We start from the raw sequence: 22,356 nt of genomic DNA on the forward strand, positions 1-22,356 counted from the left end.
ACGGTTAGCGTGGCGCGTTATCGCTGCCCGTTTTCGCCAAGGCCTCGATGCGGTTACGGCCATTGCGTTTGGCCTGGTACATCGCCCGATCGGCTTCTTCCATCATCGCGTGGCCGAGCGCGGGCGCGTCGGCAGGCGCACCCGTAATCGTGCGCGCCGCCACGCCGATCGACACGGTCAACGCGATGCGCTCGCCATGGTCGTCCTGCAAATCCAGCCTTTCGACAGCCAGCCGCACGCGCTCGGCGACCGTCAGCGCATCGGCCCGATCGCCTTGCAGCAGCGCGGTGAACTCTTCGCCGCCGTAGCGCGCCACGGTGTCGCCCAAGCGCACCTGCTGCCGCACGCACGCCGCCACTGCCGCCAGCGCGCGGTCGCCGGTCTGATGGCCGTAGGTGTCGTTGATCCGCTTGAAGCTGTCGATATCGATGAAAAGACACGCGACCGGCACGCCATACCGGACCGCACGCATGATTTCCTCGCGCAGCCGTTCATCGAAGTAGCGGCGATTGGCGAGGCCGGTCAGCGAATCGGTCATACCGAGTTGCTTGAGCCGCTCGCGATGCGCGACATTGTCGAGACTCGCCGTGACGATGCTCGCAAAGCGCTCCAGAATATCCGTAGCCATGCCTTCAGCGAAACGCGCCGGGTCGTCGCTGCACAGGCATAGATAGCCGCTGACAGTGTCGCCCGCGGCAAGCGGCAGCAAGATCGCGCTCGCCGGCGTGTCGGCGTCGCCGAAGAATGCGCGGCGCACCGTTTCATCCAGTTGGCCAAGCTTGCCCAGCCATGGTCGTCCCTCGTCGCACAAACCTTGGGCCGCAAGCCCTCCTTCGCGTGACGTTCTCAGATTGGTCTGGTCGAGCGCATCCAGAGCGCCCGGATCGAGCAGTTCGAGCAGCATCGGCGCGCGGTCGTCGAGCCACAATGTCACGCTCGCCAACGAGAACTCCTTCGGCAGATGGCTGAACAGCGTGTCGAGAAACGACGCGAAATCCTGCGCGCCGATCAACCTCAACTCGACGTTCTGGAAGCGGCGCAGCGTGCGCTCGTTGTGCTGCACGGTATCGACGAGCGAGCGCAGTCGGTCTGAAAGCGGCGTTTGAGCGAGATTCGTCACGTTATTGATGCGGGCCCGGAGGCGAAGCGGGGTCGGCGGCCCCAACCGCTGTAATAACGGCCAATTCCGCGAGGTCTTGAGGGTTGGATCGCCAGGTACGCAAATCAGCGCTTTAACGGGGCGATCAGGCAGAGGAATCAAGCGCGGGAATTTTGAGCGTGATCTTAAGTTTGGCTTAATTCTTACCTGTAACTATGGCATCCAACATCCCCTGTTGAGCCGCCAGAACATCGGCGGCGCTTTTTTTCTCAAGGGATGTCGCCGACGCGCCGATAGATGGACAGCATGCCTGCGAAGAAGGAGTCAAACGATGGTGGAAGACACGGTATTCGAGCATTTGCGCGCGATGCCCGGCAACGAATGGGTGCGCCAGATCCACTCGTGCAAGGTCTCGGATCCCTTGCAGCCCCCTTGGGGACGCTCGTACAGACTCGTCGAATGGACCATGAAGCACACCCCCGAATCGAGCCGCCGCGTGGTGCCCGCGGAAAGCACCCCACTCGAAATCGCCCAGGCGGTTGTGTCGCACATTCCGGGGCGCCGCTTCTGCCAGCACGGCGACGATTAATCCCGTTGCCGGCAACCTGCCCTCAGTTTTTCGCGCGCTTCGCCATTTCTTCCTCAAACAGGGCGAATTCTTCCCCTGCGGCTTTTGCGACACTCGGCCGCTGCATCAACCGCTTGTAGTAAGCCGCCACCGCCGGCCATTGCGACAGATCGATGCCGCCATGCGACGCCCAGTTCAGCACGGTGACCAGATACGCGTCGCCCACGCTGAACGCGTCGAGCAGATACTCGCTTTGCGCCAGATGATCCTGCAGAACGCCTAGCCGCAACGCGGCCTTGTCGCGCGCATAGCGCTTCACGTCTTCGGGCGCGCGCGCATCCAGCAGCGGCACGAACACCGCCTTGTGCAACTCCGTACTGATAAAACCCAGCCATTGCTGCAAGCGCGCGCGCTGTGCCGTGCCCGCAGCAGGCGCGAGCCGTGCGGCCGGAAAATGATCGGCCACATACGGCAGGATCGCCGTGTTTTCGGTCAATAGCCAGCCTTCGTCCGTACGCAGCACCGGCACCTGTCCGAGCGGACTGATCGGATAGAAGTCCGAGCCGTCCGACAACTGTTTCGACTTCGTGTCGACCTGAATGAACCCAGCCTGCGCCCCCGCCTCGTACAACGCGATTCGGGTGGCCAGTGAACAAGCGAGCGGCGAGAAGTACAGATCCATGGGGAATCCCCTGTCGTTGGTGTTTTTGTACTATATTGCATATAAATCACTTCCGCCATATTTTTATGCAGACCAGTACAAAAAAAGAAGTTCGCCCGCGCGGCCGTCCGCGTGCCTATGATTCCGACCAGGCGCTCGCCGACGCAAGAGACGTGTTCTGGCGCAGCGGCTATGCGGGCACCTCGCTGGATCAACTGAGCACCGCGACCGGTATGAACCGCCCGAGTCTGTACGGTGCATTCGGCGACAAACATGCGTTGTATCTGACCACGCTCGAACGTTATATCGAGGCCGGCCGGCTCGCGATGGTTCATGCACTCGGCGAAGACCTGCCATTGCCGCAGGCCCTGCTGCGCGTTTATGACGGCGCGCTCGCGTGGTACCTGCCCGCCGACGGCGATCCGCTCGGCTGCTTCATGATCGGCACGGCCGCGGTCGAAGCGGTGGATGACGCCGAAGTCCGCGCAGCGCTAGCCGAGGGACTGCGCACCTACGACAAGGCCTTCGAGAAACGCTTCAAGCTGGCGCAGGCCGCAGGCGAACTGGCCGCCGATGCGCAACCGCCTCTTCTCGCAAAGATCGCATCGGCGATTTTGCACAGCCTCGCGTTACGCGCCCGCGCAGGCGATTCGCGCGCGTCGCTGCGGGCGACGGCGGTTGCGGGGGTGGCGTTGATATGTGGCAACGCGGGAGCGTTACCTGTGCCGGCAACGGGCAAAACTGCAGCGAAGGGACGTGGACGCTAGGCGGAAGGAGTTCGCTCGCGTTATTCGATTTCCGTTCAGATCACAGGCGGCCGAGGGTCGCCGCGCCTTTGCAATGCTTGACAGTCACGGGGAATGTTTATGCCTATGATGCGTTGATTCGCCCGACACGTCATGGTTTCGACATGAATTATCCGTACGACGTACTGACCGCTGCCTGTCTTTTCATCATCGTGATCTCCAGCTCCATCATGCTCGCGCTCACCTGAGCGAGCGTTGTAACGCCCCCTGCTGTAGGGGCTGCGAGCAGGTCAACGCGCGCTACGCGGTTCCGTAAAAAGACAGGATATACTGTACATATATACAGTACTTTTCGTCTGAACAATGCGCCTCCCTCCCTTCGAACCTCCCACGCTCGCCGAACTGCGCGCCTGGTGGCGCACGCGCGACGAGCAGGCCATCCAGCGCCTCATCCTTGAGATTCAACGGCAGCGGCTCACGCTGCTGGAGTTGCGCAACCTGATCGACAGCGGCGTCCAGCAGGCGCGCGCCGCCGACCGCACGCTGGTCGAACGCGGCGAACCATTAATGACGTTACGCATACGGATCGCGCAGGAAGTGCTGCGTGTGGGTGATATCGACGATACGCGGCAGATGAGCCGCGCCGAACAGGAAAAGCTCGCCGTGCGCACCGAGAGCCAGATGGAATACGCGCGCGAAGGCCGCCTGAGGCGGCAGCGCCGGAATATCTAGTTCGAGTGTCGCAGCGTGTTTCCGCGCACTCGAACGAAAAACGGTGCGCGGCCCGGGTCAATGCCGCAGGGTCAGCGCGTTTGCGTGGCGACGCGCAGGCCGAGCGAAATGAACAACACGCCGATAATCTTGTTTTGCCACCGGCTAAGCCATGTCAGGCGCTTGACGAGTTTGCCCAACGGACGAATCGTCAGCACGATCAGCGTTGTATAAAGCGCGCTCATGCCGACGAAGATCAGTCCGAGCGTCGTGAACTGCAGGAACGAAGAACCATGCTCGGGGCGAACGAACTGCGGCAAAAACGCGAGGAAAAACAGCGCGGTCTTGGGATTCAACACTTCGGCAGGGATCGCCTGAAAGAAGGCCTTGGAAGCGGACACCGGCGCGACTGCCGGCACATGCGCGCTCGCCTGCTTTTCGCGCAAGGCGCGAATGCCAAGATAGACGAGATAGGCGGCGCCGACGAATTTCACGGCATTGAAGGCGAGTGCCGACGTCATCAGCAAGGCCGACAGGCCAATCGATGCAGCTAGCGTGTGGATGAAATCGCCAACGGCGATGCCGAGACCGGTGAGTATGCCGGCCTTGCGCCCACCATGCACCGTGCGGGTCAAAACCAGCAGCACGGCCGGACCGGGAATCAGAAAGAGCCCTAGTACAACGGCAACGAAGGTTCCTAGCGTAGAAAGATCAAGCATGTCGTCTCCTGGGTGGCGCGCCCGGTTCAGCGGACAGGCGCGCGTTCAGCCGACGATTGTAGATCGTTCGACGATTCCCCGCCGACGATCCGTTACCATTGCGGGCACAGGGCCGCATACGCTCCACATGCGGCGCGCATTTTTTCATCCACTGAAGTCCTTGCCTTGCCCACCTACACCTTGCCCGCGCCGCTCTCCGCGGAACTCGAGATTCGCAAGAGCCGTTTCATCGCGCACGCGATACCGGTCGCCGACCGCGACGCCGCGATGGCCGAGTTGCGGCGTCTGCGCGATGAGCATCCCGGCGCGACGCATGTCTGCTGGGCGCTGCTGGCAGGTGGCCAGTCAGGCATGTCCGACGACGGCGAGCCGTCCGGCACCGCGGGCCGGCCGATTCTCGAAGTGCTGCGGCATCATGATCTGGACGGCGTGCTGGCGGCCGTCGTGCGGTATTACGGCGGCGTGAAGCTGGGCGCCGGCGGGTTGGTGCGAGCGTATACCGACGCGATTGCCTCGGTTCTATTGGACGCGCCGCGGGTGGAGAGGATTGCGCAGGTAACGCTGATCGTCGAAGTGGGCTATGCCGATGAAGCGAAGGTGCGCAGATGGATCGAGGCTGAGGGTTATGGACTTGTGGACAGTGCTTACGGGATGCTGGTGAAGATGACTGTCCGCCTGCCCGTCAATGCGGTAGATGATGCCCGGCTAGCTCTGGTGGATATGACCCAGGGGAAAGCCGGGTTTTTTTGATCACGTTGCCCTCCGAGCGGGGCTGCTTCAATCGTTAGAGAATTCCGGACCCTGATCCAGGTAATGACCCAACTAAGGACCCAACTAAGGACCCAACTAAGAAGATGCACGGGATCGGCTCGCTGTTACCATGCTGCTCTGTACCGGAATGACTCCACTTAAAAGGCAATTCCTCTGACCTCGACCGCCGCTTTTTCCAGCACAGCGCCCGAGTCGCCGCAACAGAGTCAGTCTCTGCGGCCGTCGCTCGGTCCCATGCGTCCGGCCCTGAGATCCGCTGTGCTCAAGGGTTGCGGCGTCGTCGCACTGCCGTTGATGCTGTCCGCCTGCTCCTGGTCGTGGTTCGGCCTGAATTGCGCACCGCGCGCAGCCGCCCATCCAACCGGCTGGCTCAGCGTCGCGCCCGCCAGCGATTTCGCCTACATGCCGGCTCGCAACGGCCAGGTTTCGCCGAACCGGATCGAAAACACGGCGATGACCGGCATCGTGCTAAAGAGCGATATCAACGAGGCCGTGCGCAACAGCATTGCCAGCAGCTTGCAGGTCGCGGGCTTTCATCTCACCGAAGACAAGAAGGTGCTGAGCGGCAGCATCGAGAAGTTCACGGTGGACGACGCGCGGTCGCCGGCGTTCTGGACGCTGAAAATGCGCTACATCGTGACCGACGCCGCGACCCAGAAGGTTGTGTTCTCAACCACCAAGACGGTCCGGCAGAAATCGCCTAAATTCACGAGCAATACCATCGCTATCGAAGACACGGTCAAGCTGAGTGTCGAAGCGTTGATCAGCGACCCAGGCTTCGTGAATTCGGTGAATTGAGTGGACGGACTGAATCGGCGCCATCCGCCGATTCGCTACAATCGGGAAATATCGAGGAAAACGCGAAAATCGCGCAGAATCGAAGCGCCGCTGGCGCCTGCCGCCTCGCGTGCCCGATTCGGCAACCCTGCCCCCTTCCCCGTGCGAGCCGTCATGTCTATCACCACCTGGCTGTTCTTCCTGCCCGCCTGCTTCGCGATCAACCTCGCGCCCGGCCCGAACAATCTTCTATCGATCAACGTTGCTGCGCGTCACGGCTTCATGACGGCTTTCGTCGGCGGCACCGGCCGGCTGGTCGCGTTCGCGTTGATGCTGGTGTTGGCTGCGACTGGCCTCGCCGTCGTGCTGCACGCATCCGAGTGGTTCTTTCTCGCGATTAAACTGGCCGGCGCCGCGTATCTGATCTGGCTTGCCATTCAGTTGTGGCGCAGCGACGCGCCCGCTATCGATGCGATCCAGCAGGACGACGCGTCGCTCTGGCGGATTGCGCGGCAGGAGTGTCTCGTGGCCGCGGGCAATCCGAAGGCAATTCTGGTTTTCACCGCCTTTTTGCCGCAGTTCGTCGATATCGCCAAACCGATGCTGCCGCAGTTCGCGGTACTCGGCGCGAGCTTTCTGGTCCTCGAATGGGTGGCGATCGCGCTGTATTCGTGGGCCGGCATGCACCTTGGCAAGTGGCTCGTTCGCGCCAAGGTTCGCCGGTGGTTCAATCGCTGCTGCGGGACGTTTCTGGCGGCTATCGGCGTGAGCTTTCTGCTGGTTCGGCGGACATAAAGCGCTTGAACTCAAAGCTTGATATTCAGCTTTCCGAATTATCTGTCCAGCAACACCTCGGCTGTACGACGCCTTCTAGCTCCGTTGAAACCCGAGTGGCAGTCGGCCTGTTCCTGCAACCATAAACAATAGCTAATGCACGATCGCAGAAACTTTAACTGTCAGTAATCGTCCTGCACCCTTATGCTCGAAGAATGACCCGCCGCCTCGGCAGAACCATGCGCGGCATCGGACAAGCGACTTCTCATAGTCATAGGGGCGGCATCATGAAGATCTGTATCTTCGGAGCAGGAGCGATTGGCGGTTTGATGGGCGTGCAACTGGCGCGTGCCGGCGCGGATGTGAGTTTCGTCGCGCGCGGCGCGCATCTTGCTGCAATGCGCGAACACGGCGCGCGCCTGATCATGGACGGCGAGACGATCAGCACGCCGGTACGCTGCACGTCCGACCCGCGCGAACTCGGCGTGCAAGACTTCGTGATCATCACGCTGAAGGCGCACTCGCTGCCCGGCGTAGTCGACGCGATGCAGCCGCTCCTCGGCAAGCACACGGCCATCGTTACCGGCGTCAACGGCATTCCCTACTGGTACTTTTATCAGCACGGCGGAAAATTCGCCGGCACGCGCCTCGCCAGCATCGACCCGGACGGCAGCCAATGGACCAAACTCGGACCAGAACGCGCGATCGGCTGCGTGCTGTATCCCGCTGCAGAGATCGTCGAGCCGGGCGTCATCAAGCACGTGTACGGCAAGAAATTCCCGATCGGCGAGCCGAGCGGTGAACGCACGCCGCGCATTCAGCAGTTGCACGAGATCATGCAGGCAGCAGGATTCGACGCACCGATTCGCGACAATATCCGTGACGAAATCTGGCTCAAGCTGTGGGGAAATCTTTGCTTCAACCCCATCAGCGCATTGACCCACGCCACGCTCGACATTCTCACTAGCGACCCCGGCACGCGTGCGGTATCACGCACGATGATGCTGGAAGCCAAGCGCATTGCGGATCAGTTCGGCGTGCATTTTCGCGTGGATGTGGAAAAGCGCATCGACGGTGCGGGTGCGGTCGGCGCGCATAAGACCTCGACGCTGGTCGATCTGGAGAATCGCCGTCCGATGGAGATCGATCCGCTGCTGACGGTGGTGCAGGAAATGGGCCGTCTCGTTGCCGAGCCCACGCCGACTATCGACGTCGTGCTTGCCCTCATCAAGCTGCGCGAACGGATGGCATTGCAGGGCGATTGAGATTGAGCGCCAACGCACGCTGCAGCTAACCTCTCTCACAAGCTTCAGAAAAGGATCGAACGCCACGCGTTCGATCCTTTTTTTACATCGCTATTGATCGATCGCGAGCCACACTGCCTTGGGCTCGGTGAAGTTTTCAATCGCCACGTCGCCGTGCTCGCGGCCAAAGCCCGAATCGCCGGAACCGCCCCAAGGCAAGCGCACATCGGTATAGCCGTAGGTGTTGATCCACACGGTGCCCGCCTTCAGGTCACGCGCGACCCGATGCACGCGACCGATATCCGCGCTCCATACGCCGGCTGCAAGGCTATACAACGTGCCGTTGGCGATACGGATCGCATCGGCTTCGTCATTGAAGCGAATCACGCTGGCCACCGGGCCGAAGATCTCCTCCTGCGAAATGCGCATTTCATGCTCGACATTGGCGAACACCGTCGGCTCGACGAAGAAGCCGCGCTCGCCCACCCGCACGCCGCCGGTCACGAGCGATGCCCCCTCGGCGCGCCCTGTCTCGACATAGCCGAGCACGGTTTTCATCTGCGCCGCGGAGATAAGCGGCCCCATCGACGTTTCACGCGCCGCCGGATCGCCGACCTTGATCGCCTTCGCACGTGCCGCGAGACGCTCGACCACTTCGTCGTAGACGTCACGGTGAGCCAGAATGCGCGAGCCTGCCGAACATACCTGGCCGGTGTTGAAGAAAATCCCCGACGCCGCGGCTCGCACCGCATTGTCGAGATTCGCATCCGGGAAGATCAGGTTCGCCGACTTGCCGCCGAGTTCAAGCGTGACGCGCTTAAAGTTGCTGGCCGCGCCCTGCAGAATGCCGCGCCCCACGGAAGGCGAGCCCGTGAAGGTCACCTTGTCGATGCCGGGATGCGCCACCAGCGCATCGCCGACCACCCGCCCCTTGCCGGTGACGATGTTCAGTACTCCCGGCGGCACACCCGCCTCGAGCGCGAGTTCGCCGAGGCGCAACGCGGTCAGCGGCGTAATCTCCGCAGGCTTGACGATCAGCGTGCAACCGCATGCCAGCGCGGGCGCGATTTTCCACATGCCGATCATCAGCGGGAAATTCCACGGCACGATCGCGGCGACCACGCCGACCGGTTCGCGCAGCGTGTACGTCAAGGCATCGGGACGTACCGGCACCACCTGCCCATTGATCTTGTCGCACCAGCCTGCGTAGTATTCGAGCGTATCGATCGCTGCCGGAATATCCTGGCGCATCACCGCCGAGATGGGTTTGCCGGCGTCGAGACTTTCGAGCGCCGCGAGTTCGTCCAGATTCGCGCGCATCAGGCCGGCAAGACGCATCAGTATGCGGCCACGCTCGGCTGCCCGTATCGCGTTCCACACTTTCAACGCGGCGCGCGCCGCGTGCACCGCGGTATCGACATCGGCTGCACTGCCTTGTGCAACCAGCGCAATCGGCTCTTCGGTCGCCGGGTTGATGTCGATGGAATATTCGCCGGTGCCAGGCGGCAAACGCTTGCCGTCGATCAGCAAATCATGGCGCCTGAGGTCGGTTTCAGTTTCCATCATGAAGCTCCTTGCTTGGGATGTTGCGTGAGCTGACCGGCAGCGGATCGGCCGGCGCCGCGCCGGAGGCAGGCGAAGCCACACCGGCGAGCGCGGCAAACTGCGCCCAGGCCGCTGCAGCGTTGGGTCTGAGGGAGCGATTGCGGCGATGCACGAGCAGCGTCGTCAGATTTATCTCGGGAGCGAGCGGCCTGCTCACCAGTGACGCGCCGGGCGTGGGCCAATGTCCATCGACGGGTAAAACGCCGACGCCAAGGCCCAATTCGACCATGCGCGACACTGCCGCAACATGGCCGAGTTCCTGCACGGGCCGTCGCTTCAGGCCGTGCGAATTGAAGGCAAGATCGAGCGCGGCGCGCACACCCGCGTCGGCATTCAACGTGACGAGCGCCCACTCGTGTAATGCATGCCATGCGACGCTGGCTTGCCGCGCGAGCGGATGCGCGGATGGCATCACCACATGCAGCGGCGTCGTGAACACCACTTGCGCGTGCAACTGATCGCTGGCCAGGGGTTCCGCCACGGAGACCACGCCGAAGTCCACTTCCCCCTGCTCGACGCTCGCGAGCACGCTGCTTTGCGATTGATCCTTGACGGACACGTTCAGCTCGGGAAACGCTGACGCGCAACGCGCCAGCCCCTGCGCCACCCAACTCGACGACAACACGGGATTGCTCGCCAGCACGACCACGCCAGTGTGTCCGTCGTAAGCGGCACGCTCCTCGCGCAGCGTCAATTCGATTTCGTCGAGCAGGCGGCCGATTCTGCGCTCGAGACTCGCGCCCGCATGAGTCAGTTCTACCTGCCGCGTGGTGCGGTCGAACAGCTTCAATTCAACGGCGTCTTCCAGTTCGCGCACGCAACGGCTCACCGCCGACTGCGTCAGATCGAACTCGCGCGCCGCGCGCGTAAAGCTCCGTTCCCGCGCGACGGCGACAAACACCTTGAGTTGCTGCAGCGAAACATTCATAACGTTACTGCCGGGTGTGGATGGGTCACCCTATTCCCCCGATTGCTCAGGCCAGTGGCTAAGCCGCGAGGCCTTGCTGCCGGCGACGGCCAGCACACCCTGGGGCTCGTTGTGCGCCTCGATCCAGCGCGAACGCATTGGCGCAAGAATGAACTTCGCCGAGATGCCAGCGGCGATCGTGACGGCGGCGGAAACGATAAACACGAGACTCCAGCCGCCTGTGGCCGACAGTACCGAAGCAATCGGCACGAGCAGCGAGGCCGTGCCCTTCGCGGTGTACAACGTGCCCGCATTGGCCGCCGCATACTTGCTGCCGAAGGTATCGGCGCAAATCGCCGGGAAGATCGAGAAAATTTCGCCCCAGAACAGGAAGATCAACGCGGCGAACGTCATGAACGCATACGGGTTGGTGCCGTACTGCATGAGGCCGAGCAATGCGAGGCCCTCGCCGATGAAGATCACGAACATCGTGTTCTCACGGCCGAGTTTGTCGGAGATGAAACCGCACAGCGGACGGGTGAAGCCGTTGCAGATATTGTCGATGGAAAGCGTGGCCGTGAGCAGTGGCAGGGTCATGCCGAAGATCGTCATAGGAATGCGTGCGAGCCCCCAGTCTTTGGCGATCGGACCGATTTGCGCGGTCGCCATCAGGCCGCCCGCCGCCACCGCGACAAACGACACGTAGATCACCCAGAACACCGGTGTCTTGATCATCTGCCCCGGCGTGTAATCGACCTTGGTGACCGCGAACTTCTTCTTCGGTGCGGCTTGCTGGCGCAAGTTTGGCTTCTTCAACAGCAGCGCGAGCAAAAGTATGCTGACGCCCTGCAGAATGCCGAAGAAAAAGAAGGTGTGCTCGTAGCCCGAGCGCGTGATCATGTTGGCGATCGGAATGACCGTGACGGCCGCGCCCGCGCCAAAACCTGCAGCAGTCAAACCGGCCGCAAGACCCCGGCGATCCGGAAACCACTTCAACGCGTTGCCGACACAGGTACCGTACACGCCGCCTGCGCCGATCCCGGCAATGACCGCCGACACATACAGCATCGGCAAGGTCGTCGCATACGAATTGATGACCCACGCGAGGCCGGCGCATACCGCACCGCCGGCAACCACGGGGCGCGGTCCGAACTTGTCGACCAGCCAGCCCTCCACCGGCACGAGCCACGTTTCTGTGAGGATGAAAATAGCGAACGCGAGCTGAATGGATGCTTCGCCCCAGTGATGCCGCGAATTCATCGGCGTGACGAACAACGTCCATGCGTATTGCAGATTGGCCACCAATGCCATGCACATCATGCCGATGACGAGCTGCCACCAGCGGTTCGCCCAGAATGCGCGAGTCGTGGTCTGTCGAGTGATATCGTCCATGAGCCTTGTCTCCGCTATTTATTGAGTGCGGCCGGCCGTCACGCCGCACTGTATGCGTCTCACCTTATGCTTATGACCCGAACAGCCTTGCCATTCGGGAATATTTAATATTTGCGTCTTTAATTCGAATTCTTTAAGGCCTGTTCCTGCCTGAATCATCGTTTTTCAGACGATTTCTTTATTCCGATCAATTAAGTATCGGCACTGCATCGACGTTTCGCCGTCTTCCTTGCTACGCCTCGAATCCAAGCGTTAACCCGAGTACTGCGCCGAGTGCTGCACCGCCAATTCTGCTTCTTATGCAGCCCCATGCTAGGGTCATTGCTGAATAACTAATAATTAAAGTTTGTTATTATGTCGATTCATATTTGCTTATACATCGGCCATGACGATGCGCAATGCCACTCTGCGGCAATTGAAGGTCTTTGAAACGGTAGCGCGCCACCTCAGCTTCTCGCGTGCCGCGGAAGAATTGCATCTGACGCAGCCCGCCGTCTCCACCCAGGTCCGGCAACTCGAGGAACACGCAGGGCTGCCGCTGTTCGAGCAGCTCGGCAAAAAAATCTATCTGACGCCGGCCGGCACCGAGATGCTTCACTACAGCCGCGCGATCATTCAGCAGTTCCACGAAGTCGACGAGGCGATGAGTCAGCTCAAGGGCGTCTCCGGCGGCAAGCTGAACGTCGCGGTGATCAGCGCCGGCGACTACTTTTTCCCGCGCCTGCTGGCCGAATTCACGCAGCGTTACGCGGGCGTCGTGCTCAATCTCGCCGTGCACAATCGCGCAGAACTGTTGCATCAACTCGCGACCAACCAGACCGATCTCGCGGTGATGGTGCGGCCGCCGCACGAAACCGACGCGACCAACGAACCGTTCGCGCCGCACCCTTATGTGATCGTGGCGGCGCCCACGCATCCGCTCGCGCACAAACGCAACATCAAGATGAGTCAGTTGGCGAGCGAGGCCTTCATCGTGCGCGAACGCGGCTCGGACACCTGGAATTCGATGGAAGAAGGCTTCGCCGGCCGTCTCTCCAATCTCAAGATCGCGATGGAGATCAAGAGCACCGAGACGATCAAACAGGCCGTGATCGCCGGCATGGGCATCGCGTTCCTGTCCGCGCATACGATCAGTCTCGAGTTGCAGCTCGGCCATCTGGTCGTGCTCGACGTCGAGAGCTTTCCTGTCATGCTCAACTGGTACGTCGTACATCGGAAGAACAAGCGCCTGCCACCGGTTGCAGTCGCCTTCAAACGCTTCCTGATGGAGGAAGGCGCGGGTCTCATCGAGAAGATCACGCGCGTGAAGGAATTGAGCGTCTATAAACAGTAGGCTATGGAAAGCCAATGAAACTTTAACTATTGCGGATTGGTCAGTATCCCTATGCTGCAAGTGAGTTTCCTTACTTGTCAGCCCAGGAGGCCGATCATGAACCACGCTGCGGTTGAGTCTCACGCCAGCACACGTACTGCACGCGCCACCGCGAACAATCCGGACGACGCCCATCTGAGCGCGTTCAACGCGGCCTTCAGCGACCTTGGCCTGCGGTTCCGCTGGGACCAGGCCACACTCGATGTGCTGAAGGAATTCAACAGCGAAGCGGCGCGCATCACCGCCTACATCGAGCGATTTCACGCGCATCTTCACAGCGCGTACGACGCCGAGTTTCTTGCCCAGATGATCCTGAGCAAGAAAGCCTGGTACTACAGCGAATTCGCGGCGACCGGCGAATAAGGGCTTCGGCGGGACGATTCCGCCGTTCGCTCTGCTCGCCGCCCGACGCATCGGTGTATTCATCTTTGACGGCACATTGAGCGGTGAGTGGCGCGTTGGCGGACAGATCCGCGTTTTTGTACGCTCACCGTCCCAGTGTCATGCCAGCCGCGACGGTGCCGGTATGCTGCCGCGCGCACCATGCCGGGCGTTATCTCGCGCAGCGCCCACGCCTGCTCTTCGCCGCCATGCCATTCGATGCGCGCCAACAACCCGCGCCGCTCCAGCGCAAATCCATCGCAACGTCCGGCAAGCGCATGACAGTGTGAATCGCGATCGTTCGTCGAGTACTCGCGGCTGGTCATCAGATGCGTGCCTAGCGCAACGGCCAGCACGCTCATCGCAAGTAGCGCGGCAAGCCCGAACGGCTGCGCCTGCTCAGTGACGAAGCCGTAGCCCAGCCAGCCACACAGTAGAAGCGCCGAGACGTTGACGATGCCATGCCCCGGACGCGCGACTTTACTCAGGTCCAGCACGCCACGCAGTTTGCAGAATGCGATGGCGGAGGTGGCGAAGACCAGCGCACCGATGAAGACCGCGGCGCAGAGCTCGATACGCTCGACATTCGCCTGAGCCGCTGCCGACAGGTAGCACGCAAACCCGCCCACCATGACGGCGAGCCCCATGCCACTGCCAAGCAACGCAACGAGCCGCGGCCGTCGCGTCATAGCGCTATCTCACACACAGCGGTCAAGGTATTGCTCAATGTGCCGATCCCTTCGATTGAGATCGTCACGGTCGCGCCGTCCTTGATCGAGCCAACGCCGACCGACGTGCCGCACGCAATCACATCACCCGGTTCGAGCGTCAAGTCCTGTGAAATCAGACTCACCTGCTCGGCAGGCGAAAACACCATATCCGCAAGCGGATAGTTCTGCCGCTCCACTCCGTCGAGCATCGTGACGAGACGTGCCGCATGCCAGTCGAAACCGGAGACGATCGAGGGTCCGATACAGCAGAATGTATCGAAGCCCTTCGCGCGGCACCATTGCGGGAAGTGCGGGCTCTCATTCAGCAGATCGGCGGCGGTCACGTCGTTGACCAGCGTGTAGCCGAAGATCGATTCCGCAGCCTCTTCGATACTCGCGTCGCGGCAGCGCCGGCCAATCACGATACCGAGTTCACCTTCGTAGACGATCTTGCCCGCGTAACTGAGCGGCCGACGGATCGGTTCACCCGAACCGATCACCGACCCCGCCGGCTTCAACAGAAATAGCGGATGCGCCGGCACAGGCTTGTCGAGCTTCGCCGCAAGCGCGTGAAAGTTATTCCACAACGCGACGATCTTGCCGGGCGCACAAGGCGCGAGCGGCGTGAGCGCACGTGTCGACAACACTGCGCCGGTCGGCACCGGTTGATCGAGACTTTCGTACTCGTGCAGATAACCGCCTTCCACCCTGCCGAACACGACACCACCGTCGCTCGACACGAAACGCATCCACGTATCCATACATCGCTCCTTGAGTTCTCAAATCGCGCCGGCGGTCCGCAATGCGCTGATCTGTTCGGGCGAGTAGCCGAGTTCGGTCATCACCTCGTCGGTATGCTCGCCCAGCAGCGGCGAGCGCTTGACTTCGGTCGGGCTGTCCGACAGTTTGATAGGATTACCAACCGTCAGATACTTGCCGCGGGTCGGATGATCCACTTCGACAATCGTCCCGGTCTTGCGCAGCGACGGCTCTTCGGCGATTTCCTTCATCGAGAGAATCGGCCCGCAGGGAATGTCGTATTTGTTGAGGATCTGCATGGCCTCGAACTTGGTCTTGGTCATGGTCCACCGCTCGATCTCGGCAAAGATATCCTTCAGATGCGGCAAGCGCGCGGCAGGCGTCGCGTAGTTTGGATCGGTGGCCCACTCTTCCTTGCCGATCACGTTGCAGATCTTCGCCCACACCGGCGCCTGCGTGATGAAGTAGATATACGCATTCGGATCCGTCTCCCAGCCCTTGCACTTCAGGATCCAGCCCGGTTGACCGCCGCCCGAAGCATTCCCCGCGCGCGGCACCGCTTCACCGAACGTTCCGTTCGGATATTGCGGATACTCCTTCATCGTGCCGGTGCGTTCGAGCCGCTGCTGGTCGCGCAGCTTCACGCGGCACAGATTGAGCACGCCGTCCTGCATCGCGGCGAGCACCTTCTGACCGCGCCCGGTTAGCGTGCGCTGATACAGCGCCGTGACAATGCCGAGCGCCAGATGCAAACCCGTGCCGCTGTCGCCGATCTGCGCGCCGCTCACCACCGGCGGACCATCGTCGAAACCGGTGGTCGAGGCCGCGCCGCCCGCGCATTGCGCAACGTTCTCGTAGACCTTGCAGTCCTCGTAAGGACCCGGGCCGAAACCCTTCACCGAAGCCACGATCATGCGCGGGTTCAACTCCTGAATCCGCTCCCACGTGAAGCCCATCCGGTCCAGTGCGCCCGGTGCGAAATTCTCCACCAGCACGTCGCACTTCTGGATCAGCGCCTCGAGCACCAGCTTGCCTTCCGGGTTCTTGGTATCGATCGTGACCGAGCGCTTGTTGTGATTGAGCATCGTGAAGTACAAGCTGTCCACGTCGGGAATGTCCCGTAGTTGCTCGCGCGTGATGTCGCCGGCGCCAGCCCGCTCCACCTTGATCACGTCCGCGCCGAACCACGCGAGCAACTGCGTGCAGGTCGGGCCCGATTGCACATGCGTGAAATCGAGAATGCGCACGCCGTCGAGTGCTTTGCTCATGTCAAGTCTCCTGTCCTGATCAGTCAGTTGTGTGCAACGGTTATCGACCGACGCGCCCGCTTCGATAACGTCCGCTCGCGCGGATGTCTGGTTAGACTCGGTACATACGGTATGTGATATATCAGATTCAATCAAGCGCGATCTCAAAATGCGACTGCTTCGGGATTTCTGCCCTGAACGCCCGCCTGGCTTGCGTTGCAGCGAGATAACGCCGCTCCGGCCCGCTCGATTCGAGGGAAAACACCGAGGTGTGCTGCTTGTCTCGATCTCCTTTGATATATCACATACCATATTTCAGAGACCGTCAAGCCGGGCTTAACCCCACTGCAAGGCGGTGACCAGGAAGGAAAGAAATGGAGCGGAAAAGCAAAAGGCCCGCTGTGACGTGATCACTGCGGGCCTTTTGCCATTCGTTGCGCCAATCAGGCGCCTAAGCCGCCATCAATCCAGAAAATCGCAATTCGCTTCGACGAACGTCGCCAGATCGAGCGAATGCTGGCGTGTAAGACGCTCGGCCAGTTCGGTATCGCGCTGCTCCAGTGCCTCAATAATGCGCAGGTGGTCAACGATCGAACGCGACGCGCGGTCGCTTTGCGAAATGGTCATGCGGCGAATCGCCCGCACGTGGATGAAGATGTTCTTGATCGTGTCGAGAATGATCTGCGACTTCGACAGCTCGACGATCGCCTGATGGAACGCGATGTTGGCGTCGGAATACTCGGCGATGTGCTCGGCCGGCGTGGCGTCGCGGAAATTGTCGAACATGTGGCGCAGGCGGGCGATTTCCTCGTCTGTGGCGTGCAGCGTGGCAAGACGCGCCGCCATGCTTTCGAGCGCGGCCCACATCTGGATCATTTCGACGATCTCACGCTTACTCTTGCGCACGATGTAGATGCCGCGCCGCGGCACCATGCGCAAAAAACCTTCCTGTTCGAGCAGCGTCATCGCCTCGCGCACCGGCGTGCGGCTCACGCCCAGCGATTCGCTCAACACGCGCTCGTCGAGGCGGATTTCTTCGTGAGTCCGGTAGATATCCGCGTCGGCAATGGCCTGGCGGAGCATGGCATACGCCTGATCGCGCAAGCTCACGCTCGCGCCGATCGGCTGCAACGACAACGTCAGGGGTGTGGCCACTGCTTCAGTTTGAAGTTCTGACGACATTCATCGCCTCTTGTTGAACATGCGTACGATACGGCACCACTGCGGGCGCCACTGCGGCCATTCTGCCATCCTGCTCGCCCAGGCCGACGAACCGGCCATGTTGCGCTGCAAGTTGCGCAACCGGCTGCGGGATCCAGCGGGTCAGCAGAACGGTGGCGGTAGAGCCCAAACCTACAAAACCAACGGCGAGCAGCGAGAGAGGAACGAATTCCATTTGTAACTCCGAATGATTGAGTGAATAGATGACTCAATCATATGCTGCAGCGCCGCAAAAATCAATATTCCGTATGTGGTATATCAGTGACTGTTGTTTTTAGGATTGCATGCTCAAGGTAGCACGGGCAACCCGCGGGCGGTTCCTCTGCTTGTCTCAACACACAACGCTCGGTGTAAACGCGCAAAACGCGCGCTATTCGCGCAGTCGCGTTCGATGATCGCGCAATTTCACCCGAATGCAGATTGTGGGAACCGCTTCGCATCATTAACCTTCGGGGAATCCTGTGATGAGCCGCAGCGTTCCTGCCCTGCATCTGCCGCGCGCTTCCAGACAGCACCCGAGAATTCGAAGGAGACACCCTCATATGAGTACCACTATCCCACGAGCGCCGAAAACGGCCATCACCGACAACCGCGTGGCGCGCAGCCAGGCACGTAAAGCGGCGCTCGGCAGCTTTGTCGGCGCCGTAGTCGACTGGTACGACTTTCTGCTGTATGGCATCGTCGCCGCGCTCGTTTTCAACGCCGAGTTCTTCCCGAAGGTCAGCCCGGCGATGGGCACGCTCGCCGCATTCGCGACCTTCGGCGTCGGCTTTCTGTTCCGGCCGCTCGGCGGTTTCGTGTTCGGCCACTACGGCGACCGGCTTGGACGCAAGCGCATGCTGGTCCTCACGGTGATGATGATGGGCCTCTCCACCGCGGCAATCGGTCTGCTGCCGGCTTTCTCCAGCATCGGCTGGTGGGCGCCGGTGCTGCTCGTCACGTTGCGCGCGATCCAGGGCTTCGCGGTCGGCGGCGAATGGGGTGGCGCGGCCTTGATGGCGGTCGAAAGCGCGCCGGAGAAGAAGAAGGCGTTCTACAGCAGCGGCGTGCAAGTCGGCTATGGCGTGGGCCTCGTGCTCGCGACTGGCCTTGTCGCGATCATCAGCCGCTCGATGGACAACGCGTCGTTCCTGAGCTGGGGCTGGCGCCTGCCCTTCCTGTTCAGTGTGGTGCTGGTGCTGATCGCGCTGTGGATCCGCTCGAGCATGGAAGAATCGAAGGAGTTCGTCGAGAAGGTCGGCGAACGGGGTGAACGCAGCGTGCGGCTGCCGATCGTCGAGGCCTTGCTGAAGCACCCCAAGGCTTTCCTGCTGATCATCGCGCTGCGCCTTGCCGAGTTGTTCACGATGTATATCGTGACCGCGTTCGCACTGAACTACTCGACGGCGAATCTGCACATGCCGCGTGAGTTCTTCCTCTCGATCGGTCTGCTGGTCGGCGCGGTGAGCTGCGTGACGATTCCGTGCTTCGCGTGGCTGGCGGACCGTTTCGGCCGTCGGCGCGTGTACATCATCGGCGCGCTGGTCGGCATGTTCAGCGCGGTGCCGTTCTTCCTCGCGCTCGAAGCCCGCTCGACGGTGTGGATCGTGATCTTCGCCGTCATGCTCGCCAACGTCGCCCACGACATGGTTGTGAGCGTGCAGCAGCCGATGTTCACCGAACTGTTCGGCACCGAGTACCGCTATAGCGGCGCGGGCGTCGGTTATCAGGTGGCGAGCGTGGTCGGCGGCGGCTTCACGCCGTTTATCGCAGTGGCGCTGGTCAGCTTTGCCGGCGGCTCCTGGCATCCGGTGGCGGCGTATCTGGCGATCGGCTGTCTGATCTCGGTACTGGTGGCGGCGAAGATGAAGACGGGGCGCACGGTCGCCTGATTCCTGCCGATGAGGATTGCGACGGGCCGGCGTGGCAAAGGTGCCACGGCCGGCCCGTTGGCTTTTGAATGAATGCTGGATTTCTGGTGTTCGTGCCGCACTGCCGCAATTCGACAGATTACGGTCGCATTTCATCAGGCTAATGCCTTATGCATTTGCATCTCATATTGCAAACGCCAGGTTCGCACCCTATCGTTCGACGGAACAAGTTTTGTCTGAATTTAGCGCCCGTCATATGAAATAAAAATACATATATCGAGGCCACATGAATCAGCAATTTTTACGCCGCGACGCTAAAGCAATGCGTATGAAACGCCGATAACAAAGCATTCGTCACACCGGAGACCGACCATGAGCAGTATCACCGAGCCGAGCGGGAATTCAGGCTCTGCCCCATTCTTTTCCAAACAGGCCACCGTTGCGAAACCGGGATTTTCGCGCTGGATGGTTCCGCCCGCAGCGCTCGCCGTTCACCTGTGTATCGGTCAGGCGTACGCCTTCTCCGTGTTCAACGGTCCGCTGACGAAAGTCATCGGCATCACGCAATCCGCCGCTGACGACTGGTCGCTGACCTCGCTCGGCTGGATCTTTTCGCTGGCAATCGTGTTCCTGGGTTTGTCGGCGGCGTTTGCCGGCAAGTGGCTCGAACATGTCGGCCCGCGCCGCACGATGTTCACCGCCGCGTGCTGCTTCGGCGGCGGCTTCCTCGTCTCCGCGCTCGGCGTGCACCTGCATCAGATCGCGCTGCTCTATCTCGGCTACGGCGTGATCGGCGGGATCGGACTCGGACTCGGTTACGTGTCGCCGGTGTCGACGTTAATCCGCTGGTTCCCGGACCGTCGCGGCATGGCGACCGGCATGGCGATCATGGGCTTCGGCGGCGGCGCGATGATTGCCGCGCCCTTGTCGGTGGCGTTGATGAATCACTTCCGCAGCGCGACCAGCATCGGCGTGGCGGAGACCTTCGTCGTGCTCGGCATTGCGTACTTCATCTCGATGTCGATCGGCGCACTCGCGATTCGCGTGCCGCCGGCGGACTGGAAGCCGGCCGGCTGGACGCCGCCCGCGACCAGCCAGAAGAAGATGATTTCGCGTAACCACGTGCACATCGATCAGGCGTTGAAGACGCCGCAGTTCTATCTGATCTGGCTGGTGCTGTTCCTGAACGTGACGGCCGGCATCGGCATTCTCGGCCAGGCGTCGGTGATGATTCAGGAGAGCTTCAAGGACACCGTGACGGCTGCCGCGGCGGCTGGTTTCGTCGGCCTGCTCTCGCTGTTCAACATGGGCGGACGTTTCGTGTGGGCCTCGGCTTCGGACTGGATCGGCCGCAAGAACACCTACTTCATCTTCTTCGCGCTCGGCGCCGTGCTGTACTACCTCGTGCCCGGCTTCGCGGCTTCCGGCCAGATCGCCCTGTTCGTGCTCGCCTACTGCGTGATCCTGTCGATGTACGGCGGCGGCTTCGCAACAGTGCCCGCGTATCTCGCGGACATGTTCGGCACGGCGTTCGTCGGCGGCATTCATGGCCGGCTGCTGACCGCCTGGGCCGCGGCGGGTGTCGCCGGTCCGGTGCTGGTGAATTACATCCGTGCCTATCAAGTGGCGCACGGCGTGGCCAAGGCGGATGCCTACACGATGACGATCCACATCATGGTGGTGCTGCTGGTGATCGGTTTCGTCTGCAACCTGCTGGTCAAGCGTGTCGACGACAAGCATCACATGACTGACGCACAACTCGCCAAAGGCGCCTAAGGAGACTCGCATGTCGACCGTTCAAGCCGTTCATCCGACCAACAAGGTCAAGCTCGCCGTCTTCTGGCTGTATGTGACACTGCCGCTGGCATGGGGCGTGTTCAATACGCTCTCGCAAGCGATGAAGCTGTTCAAGTAAGTGTTGAACGGCACCCCGCACGATGCAATGTGCGAGGTGCCAGCAAAGCTTTTCGACGCGCGCGCAAGTTGCGCGCGTTCTCCTACCCTCCGCCTCCGGCTACTGCGGGTACCCCGCACCGCCGCCGCTTCAGATCTTCTCGAACAGCACGTCTTGCGCACCTTCCCACAACACCTTGGTGCCGAGTTCGCGCAGCTTTTCCTTGCCTTCGACGATGGTCAGAAAGTGATTGCCCGCGAGCTGACCCAGCTTGCTTGCGAAGCAGCACGAGCCATACGCAAGAATGATCTCCGTTTCGCTGTAGCCGCCCGGATAGAACAGGATGTCGCCCACCGACGGATGGCTTGTGTGATTTTCGAAGCCGACTGCCACGCCGTCGTTTTCGAGCTTGAAGTCGCCGAGCGGCACCCAGCAGCCCTCGCCGCTCCAGCGCACGTGAATGATCTTCTGACGGTACGGCAGAAGCTTCAGAAAGGCGGCCACCGTTTGCGGCGCGTCGGGATGCGTTTCGGCGGTAAAGACATGGCCGCAGGAGGTGATTCGGAGTCGGGTCATCGCTAGATATCCGGTGTGAAGGGTTGAGTGGAGAGGTCGGTCAGACGCCGGCTCGGGCCAAGCCGTCGGCACAACATTCTGTCGGCCGGTGCAAGGCTTCGACAGATACAGTTGCCGTACAACTGGTCAGGCCAGTTAGTCCGGTGGCAGCGACGGCCACACATCGCGCAGGCTGCCGCGCGCTCATTGCGCCCCGCCGTCGGCCACCACAAACCAGCAGGCACAATGGTTGCAAGCGGTTCTTTCCTTCACCGCGCATGGAACCCGACGGCTTCGAAATTGGCCGGAACAGCACCGAGGTGCATCCATGCCAGGTCCATCCTCAATCGCGCCACGAAACTTCGTAGTTTGCAAGCCGCGCAATGCGCAGCA

24 protein-coding genes are annotated in these 22,356 nt (G+C 61.3%); 12 read left to right on the forward strand and 12 right to left on the reverse strand.

Features of this window, described 5'->3' with window-relative positions; all coding sequences use genetic code 11:
* Positions 1-4 precede the first annotated feature (4 nt).
* On the reverse strand, positions 5-1,120 hold the full coding sequence (locus tag M0D64_RS03690; RefSeq protein ID WP_266256661.1) for a diguanylate cyclase: 1,116 nt from the start codon (positions 1,118-1,120) through the stop codon (positions 5-7).
* A 310-nt stretch (positions 1,121-1,430) separates the two neighbouring features.
* Here M0D64_RS03690 and M0D64_RS03695 point away from each other — a divergent pair, with 310 nt between their 5' ends.
* Positions 1,431-1,688, forward strand: a complete 258-nt coding sequence (locus tag M0D64_RS03695; RefSeq protein WP_093632986.1) for a DUF2866 domain-containing protein — start codon at positions 1,431-1,433, stop codon at positions 1,686-1,688.
* Between the two features lie 22 nt (positions 1,689-1,710).
* Here the strand turns inward: M0D64_RS03695 and M0D64_RS03700 are convergent, their stop codons facing one another.
* Positions 1,711-2,349 carry a glutathione binding-like protein gene (locus tag M0D64_RS03700; protein ID WP_266256662.1) on the reverse strand — a complete coding sequence of 213 codons (639 nt, stop codon included), beginning with the start codon at positions 2,347-2,349 and terminating at the stop codon, positions 1,711-1,713.
* Between the two features lie 65 nt (positions 2,350-2,414).
* Here M0D64_RS03700 and M0D64_RS03705 point away from each other — a divergent pair, with 65 nt between their 5' ends.
* Together M0D64_RS03705 and M0D64_RS03710 are read left to right on the forward strand one after the other, a co-directional pair.
* Positions 2,415-3,095, forward strand: a complete 681-nt coding sequence (locus M0D64_RS03705; RefSeq protein ID WP_266256663.1) for a TetR/AcrR family transcriptional regulator — start codon at positions 2,415-2,417, stop codon at positions 3,093-3,095.
* 342 nt (positions 3,096-3,437) lie between these two features.
* Complete coding sequence (locus M0D64_RS03710) at positions 3,438-3,806, forward strand: hypothetical protein (protein WP_266256664.1); 369 nt, start codon at positions 3,438-3,440, stop codon at positions 3,804-3,806.
* Positions 3,807-3,877: 71 nt separating this feature from the next.
* Here the strand turns inward: M0D64_RS03710 and M0D64_RS03715 are convergent, their stop codons facing one another.
* Positions 3,878-4,504, reverse strand: coding sequence for a LysE family translocator (locus M0D64_RS03715; RefSeq protein ID WP_266256665.1), 627 nt, complete (start codon positions 4,502-4,504; stop codon positions 3,878-3,880).
* Between the two features lie 165 nt (positions 4,505-4,669).
* Here M0D64_RS03715 and M0D64_RS03720 point away from each other — a divergent pair, with 165 nt between their 5' ends.
* The 4 genes from M0D64_RS03720 (at position 4,670) to M0D64_RS03735 (ending at position 8,091) form a co-directional block, all read left to right on the forward strand.
* The gene (locus M0D64_RS03720; RefSeq protein WP_266256666.1) at positions 4,670-5,254 is read left to right on the forward strand and encodes a YigZ family protein; all 585 of its coding nucleotides are present in this window, start codon (positions 4,670-4,672) and stop codon (positions 5,252-5,254) included.
* A gap of 255 nt (positions 5,255-5,509) precedes the next feature.
* Complete coding sequence (locus M0D64_RS03725; RefSeq protein ID WP_266238791.1) at positions 5,510-6,073, forward strand: hypothetical protein; 564 nt, start codon at positions 5,510-5,512, stop codon at positions 6,071-6,073.
* A 153-nt stretch (positions 6,074-6,226) separates the two neighbouring features.
* Complete coding sequence (locus tag M0D64_RS03730) at positions 6,227-6,847, forward strand: LysE family translocator (RefSeq protein WP_266256667.1); 621 nt, start codon at positions 6,227-6,229, stop codon at positions 6,845-6,847.
* Positions 6,848-7,113: 266 nt separating this feature from the next.
* On the forward strand, positions 7,114-8,091 hold the full coding sequence (locus M0D64_RS03735; protein ID WP_154563581.1) for a 2-dehydropantoate 2-reductase: 978 nt from the start codon (positions 7,114-7,116) through the stop codon (positions 8,089-8,091).
* Between the two features lie 90 nt (positions 8,092-8,181).
* Here the strand turns inward: M0D64_RS03735 and M0D64_RS03740 are convergent, their stop codons facing one another.
* From M0D64_RS03740 to oxlT, 3 genes are read right to left on the reverse strand one after another with little or no spacing between them, the layout of a single operon-like run.
* Positions 8,182-9,633 carry an aldehyde dehydrogenase family protein gene (locus tag M0D64_RS03740; protein ID WP_266256769.1) on the reverse strand — a complete coding sequence of 484 codons (1,452 nt, stop codon included), beginning with the start codon at positions 9,631-9,633 and terminating at the stop codon, positions 8,182-8,184.
* On the reverse strand, positions 9,623-10,603 hold the full coding sequence (locus M0D64_RS03745; protein ID WP_266256668.1) for a LysR family transcriptional regulator: 981 nt from the start codon (positions 10,601-10,603) through the stop codon (positions 9,623-9,625). Before M0D64_RS03745 ends, M0D64_RS03740 begins: the two co-directional genes overlap by 11 nt.
* A gap of 30 nt (positions 10,604-10,633) precedes the next feature.
* Positions 10,634-11,974, reverse strand: coding sequence for an oxalate/formate MFS antiporter (oxlT, locus tag M0D64_RS03750; RefSeq protein WP_266256669.1), 1,341 nt, complete (start codon positions 11,972-11,974; stop codon positions 10,634-10,636).
* Positions 11,975-12,359: 385 nt separating this feature from the next.
* On the opposite strand from oxlT, the gene M0D64_RS03755 reads away from it, so the two are divergent.
* Together M0D64_RS03755 and M0D64_RS03760 are read left to right on the forward strand one after the other, a co-directional pair.
* Complete coding sequence (locus M0D64_RS03755; protein WP_154563573.1) at positions 12,360-13,307, forward strand: LysR family transcriptional regulator; 948 nt, start codon at positions 12,360-12,362, stop codon at positions 13,305-13,307.
* Between the two features lie 96 nt (positions 13,308-13,403).
* Positions 13,404-13,709 (forward strand): hypothetical protein, encoded by a 306-nt coding sequence (locus M0D64_RS03760; protein ID WP_266238787.1) that lies wholly within the window; start codon positions 13,404-13,406, stop codon positions 13,707-13,709.
* 59 nt (positions 13,710-13,768) lie between these two features.
* Here the strand turns inward: M0D64_RS03760 and M0D64_RS03765 are convergent, their stop codons facing one another.
* From M0D64_RS03765 to M0D64_RS03785, 5 genes are all read right to left on the reverse strand, one after another.
* Positions 13,769-14,416 carry an NAD(P)(+) transhydrogenase (Re/Si-specific) subunit beta gene (locus tag M0D64_RS03765; RefSeq protein WP_266256670.1) on the reverse strand — a complete coding sequence of 216 codons (648 nt, stop codon included), beginning with the start codon at positions 14,414-14,416 and terminating at the stop codon, positions 13,769-13,771.
* Positions 14,413-15,198, reverse strand: coding sequence for a fumarylacetoacetate hydrolase family protein (locus M0D64_RS03770; RefSeq protein WP_266256671.1), 786 nt, complete (start codon positions 15,196-15,198; stop codon positions 14,413-14,415). The genes M0D64_RS03765 and M0D64_RS03770 overlap by 4 nt, the downstream gene beginning before the upstream one ends.
* A gap of 18 nt (positions 15,199-15,216) precedes the next feature.
* Entirely contained in the window at positions 15,217-16,464 is a 1,248-nt protein-coding gene (frc, locus tag M0D64_RS03775; protein ID WP_154563565.1) for a formyl-CoA transferase, read from the reverse strand.
* 441 nt (positions 16,465-16,905) lie between these two features.
* Positions 16,906-17,625: a GntR family transcriptional regulator gene (locus M0D64_RS03780; RefSeq protein ID WP_266238784.1), complete on the reverse strand. Its 720-nt coding sequence runs from the start codon at positions 17,623-17,625 to the stop codon at positions 16,906-16,908.
* Positions 17,603-17,839, reverse strand: coding sequence for a hypothetical protein (locus M0D64_RS03785; RefSeq protein ID WP_266256672.1), 237 nt, complete (start codon positions 17,837-17,839; stop codon positions 17,603-17,605). The genes M0D64_RS03780 and M0D64_RS03785 overlap by 23 nt, the downstream gene beginning before the upstream one ends.
* 367 nt (positions 17,840-18,206) lie before the next feature.
* On the opposite strand from M0D64_RS03785, the gene shiA reads away from it, so the two are divergent.
* The 3 genes from shiA to M0D64_RS03800 all read left to right on the forward strand — a co-directional run bounded on the left by shiA (position 18,207) and on the right by M0D64_RS03800 (position 21,429).
* Positions 18,207-19,535 carry a shikimate transporter gene (gene shiA / locus M0D64_RS03790; RefSeq protein WP_266256673.1) on the forward strand — a complete coding sequence of 443 codons (1,329 nt, stop codon included), beginning with the start codon at positions 18,207-18,209 and terminating at the stop codon, positions 19,533-19,535.
* 351 nt (positions 19,536-19,886) lie between these two features.
* A complete protein-coding gene (locus tag M0D64_RS03795; RefSeq protein WP_266256674.1) occupies positions 19,887-21,290 on the forward strand; it encodes an OFA family MFS transporter in 1,404 nt (467 codons plus the stop codon).
* A 10-nt stretch (positions 21,291-21,300) separates the two neighbouring features.
* Positions 21,301-21,429, forward strand: a complete 129-nt coding sequence (locus M0D64_RS03800) for an oxalate:formate antiporter (RefSeq protein ID WP_093633004.1) — start codon at positions 21,301-21,303, stop codon at positions 21,427-21,429.
* A gap of 129 nt (positions 21,430-21,558) precedes the next feature.
* Here the strand turns inward: M0D64_RS03800 and M0D64_RS03805 are convergent, their stop codons facing one another.
* Entirely contained in the window at positions 21,559-21,984 is a 426-nt protein-coding gene (locus tag M0D64_RS03805; RefSeq protein ID WP_154563554.1) for a DUF3830 family protein, read from the reverse strand.
* Between the last annotated feature and the right edge of the window lie 372 nt (positions 21,985-22,356).

The sequence above is a fragment of the Paraburkholderia sp. WS6 genome (assembly GCF_030464835.1).
Classification (GTDB): Bacteria; Pseudomonadota; Gammaproteobacteria; order Burkholderiales; family Burkholderiaceae; genus Paraburkholderia; species Paraburkholderia madseniana.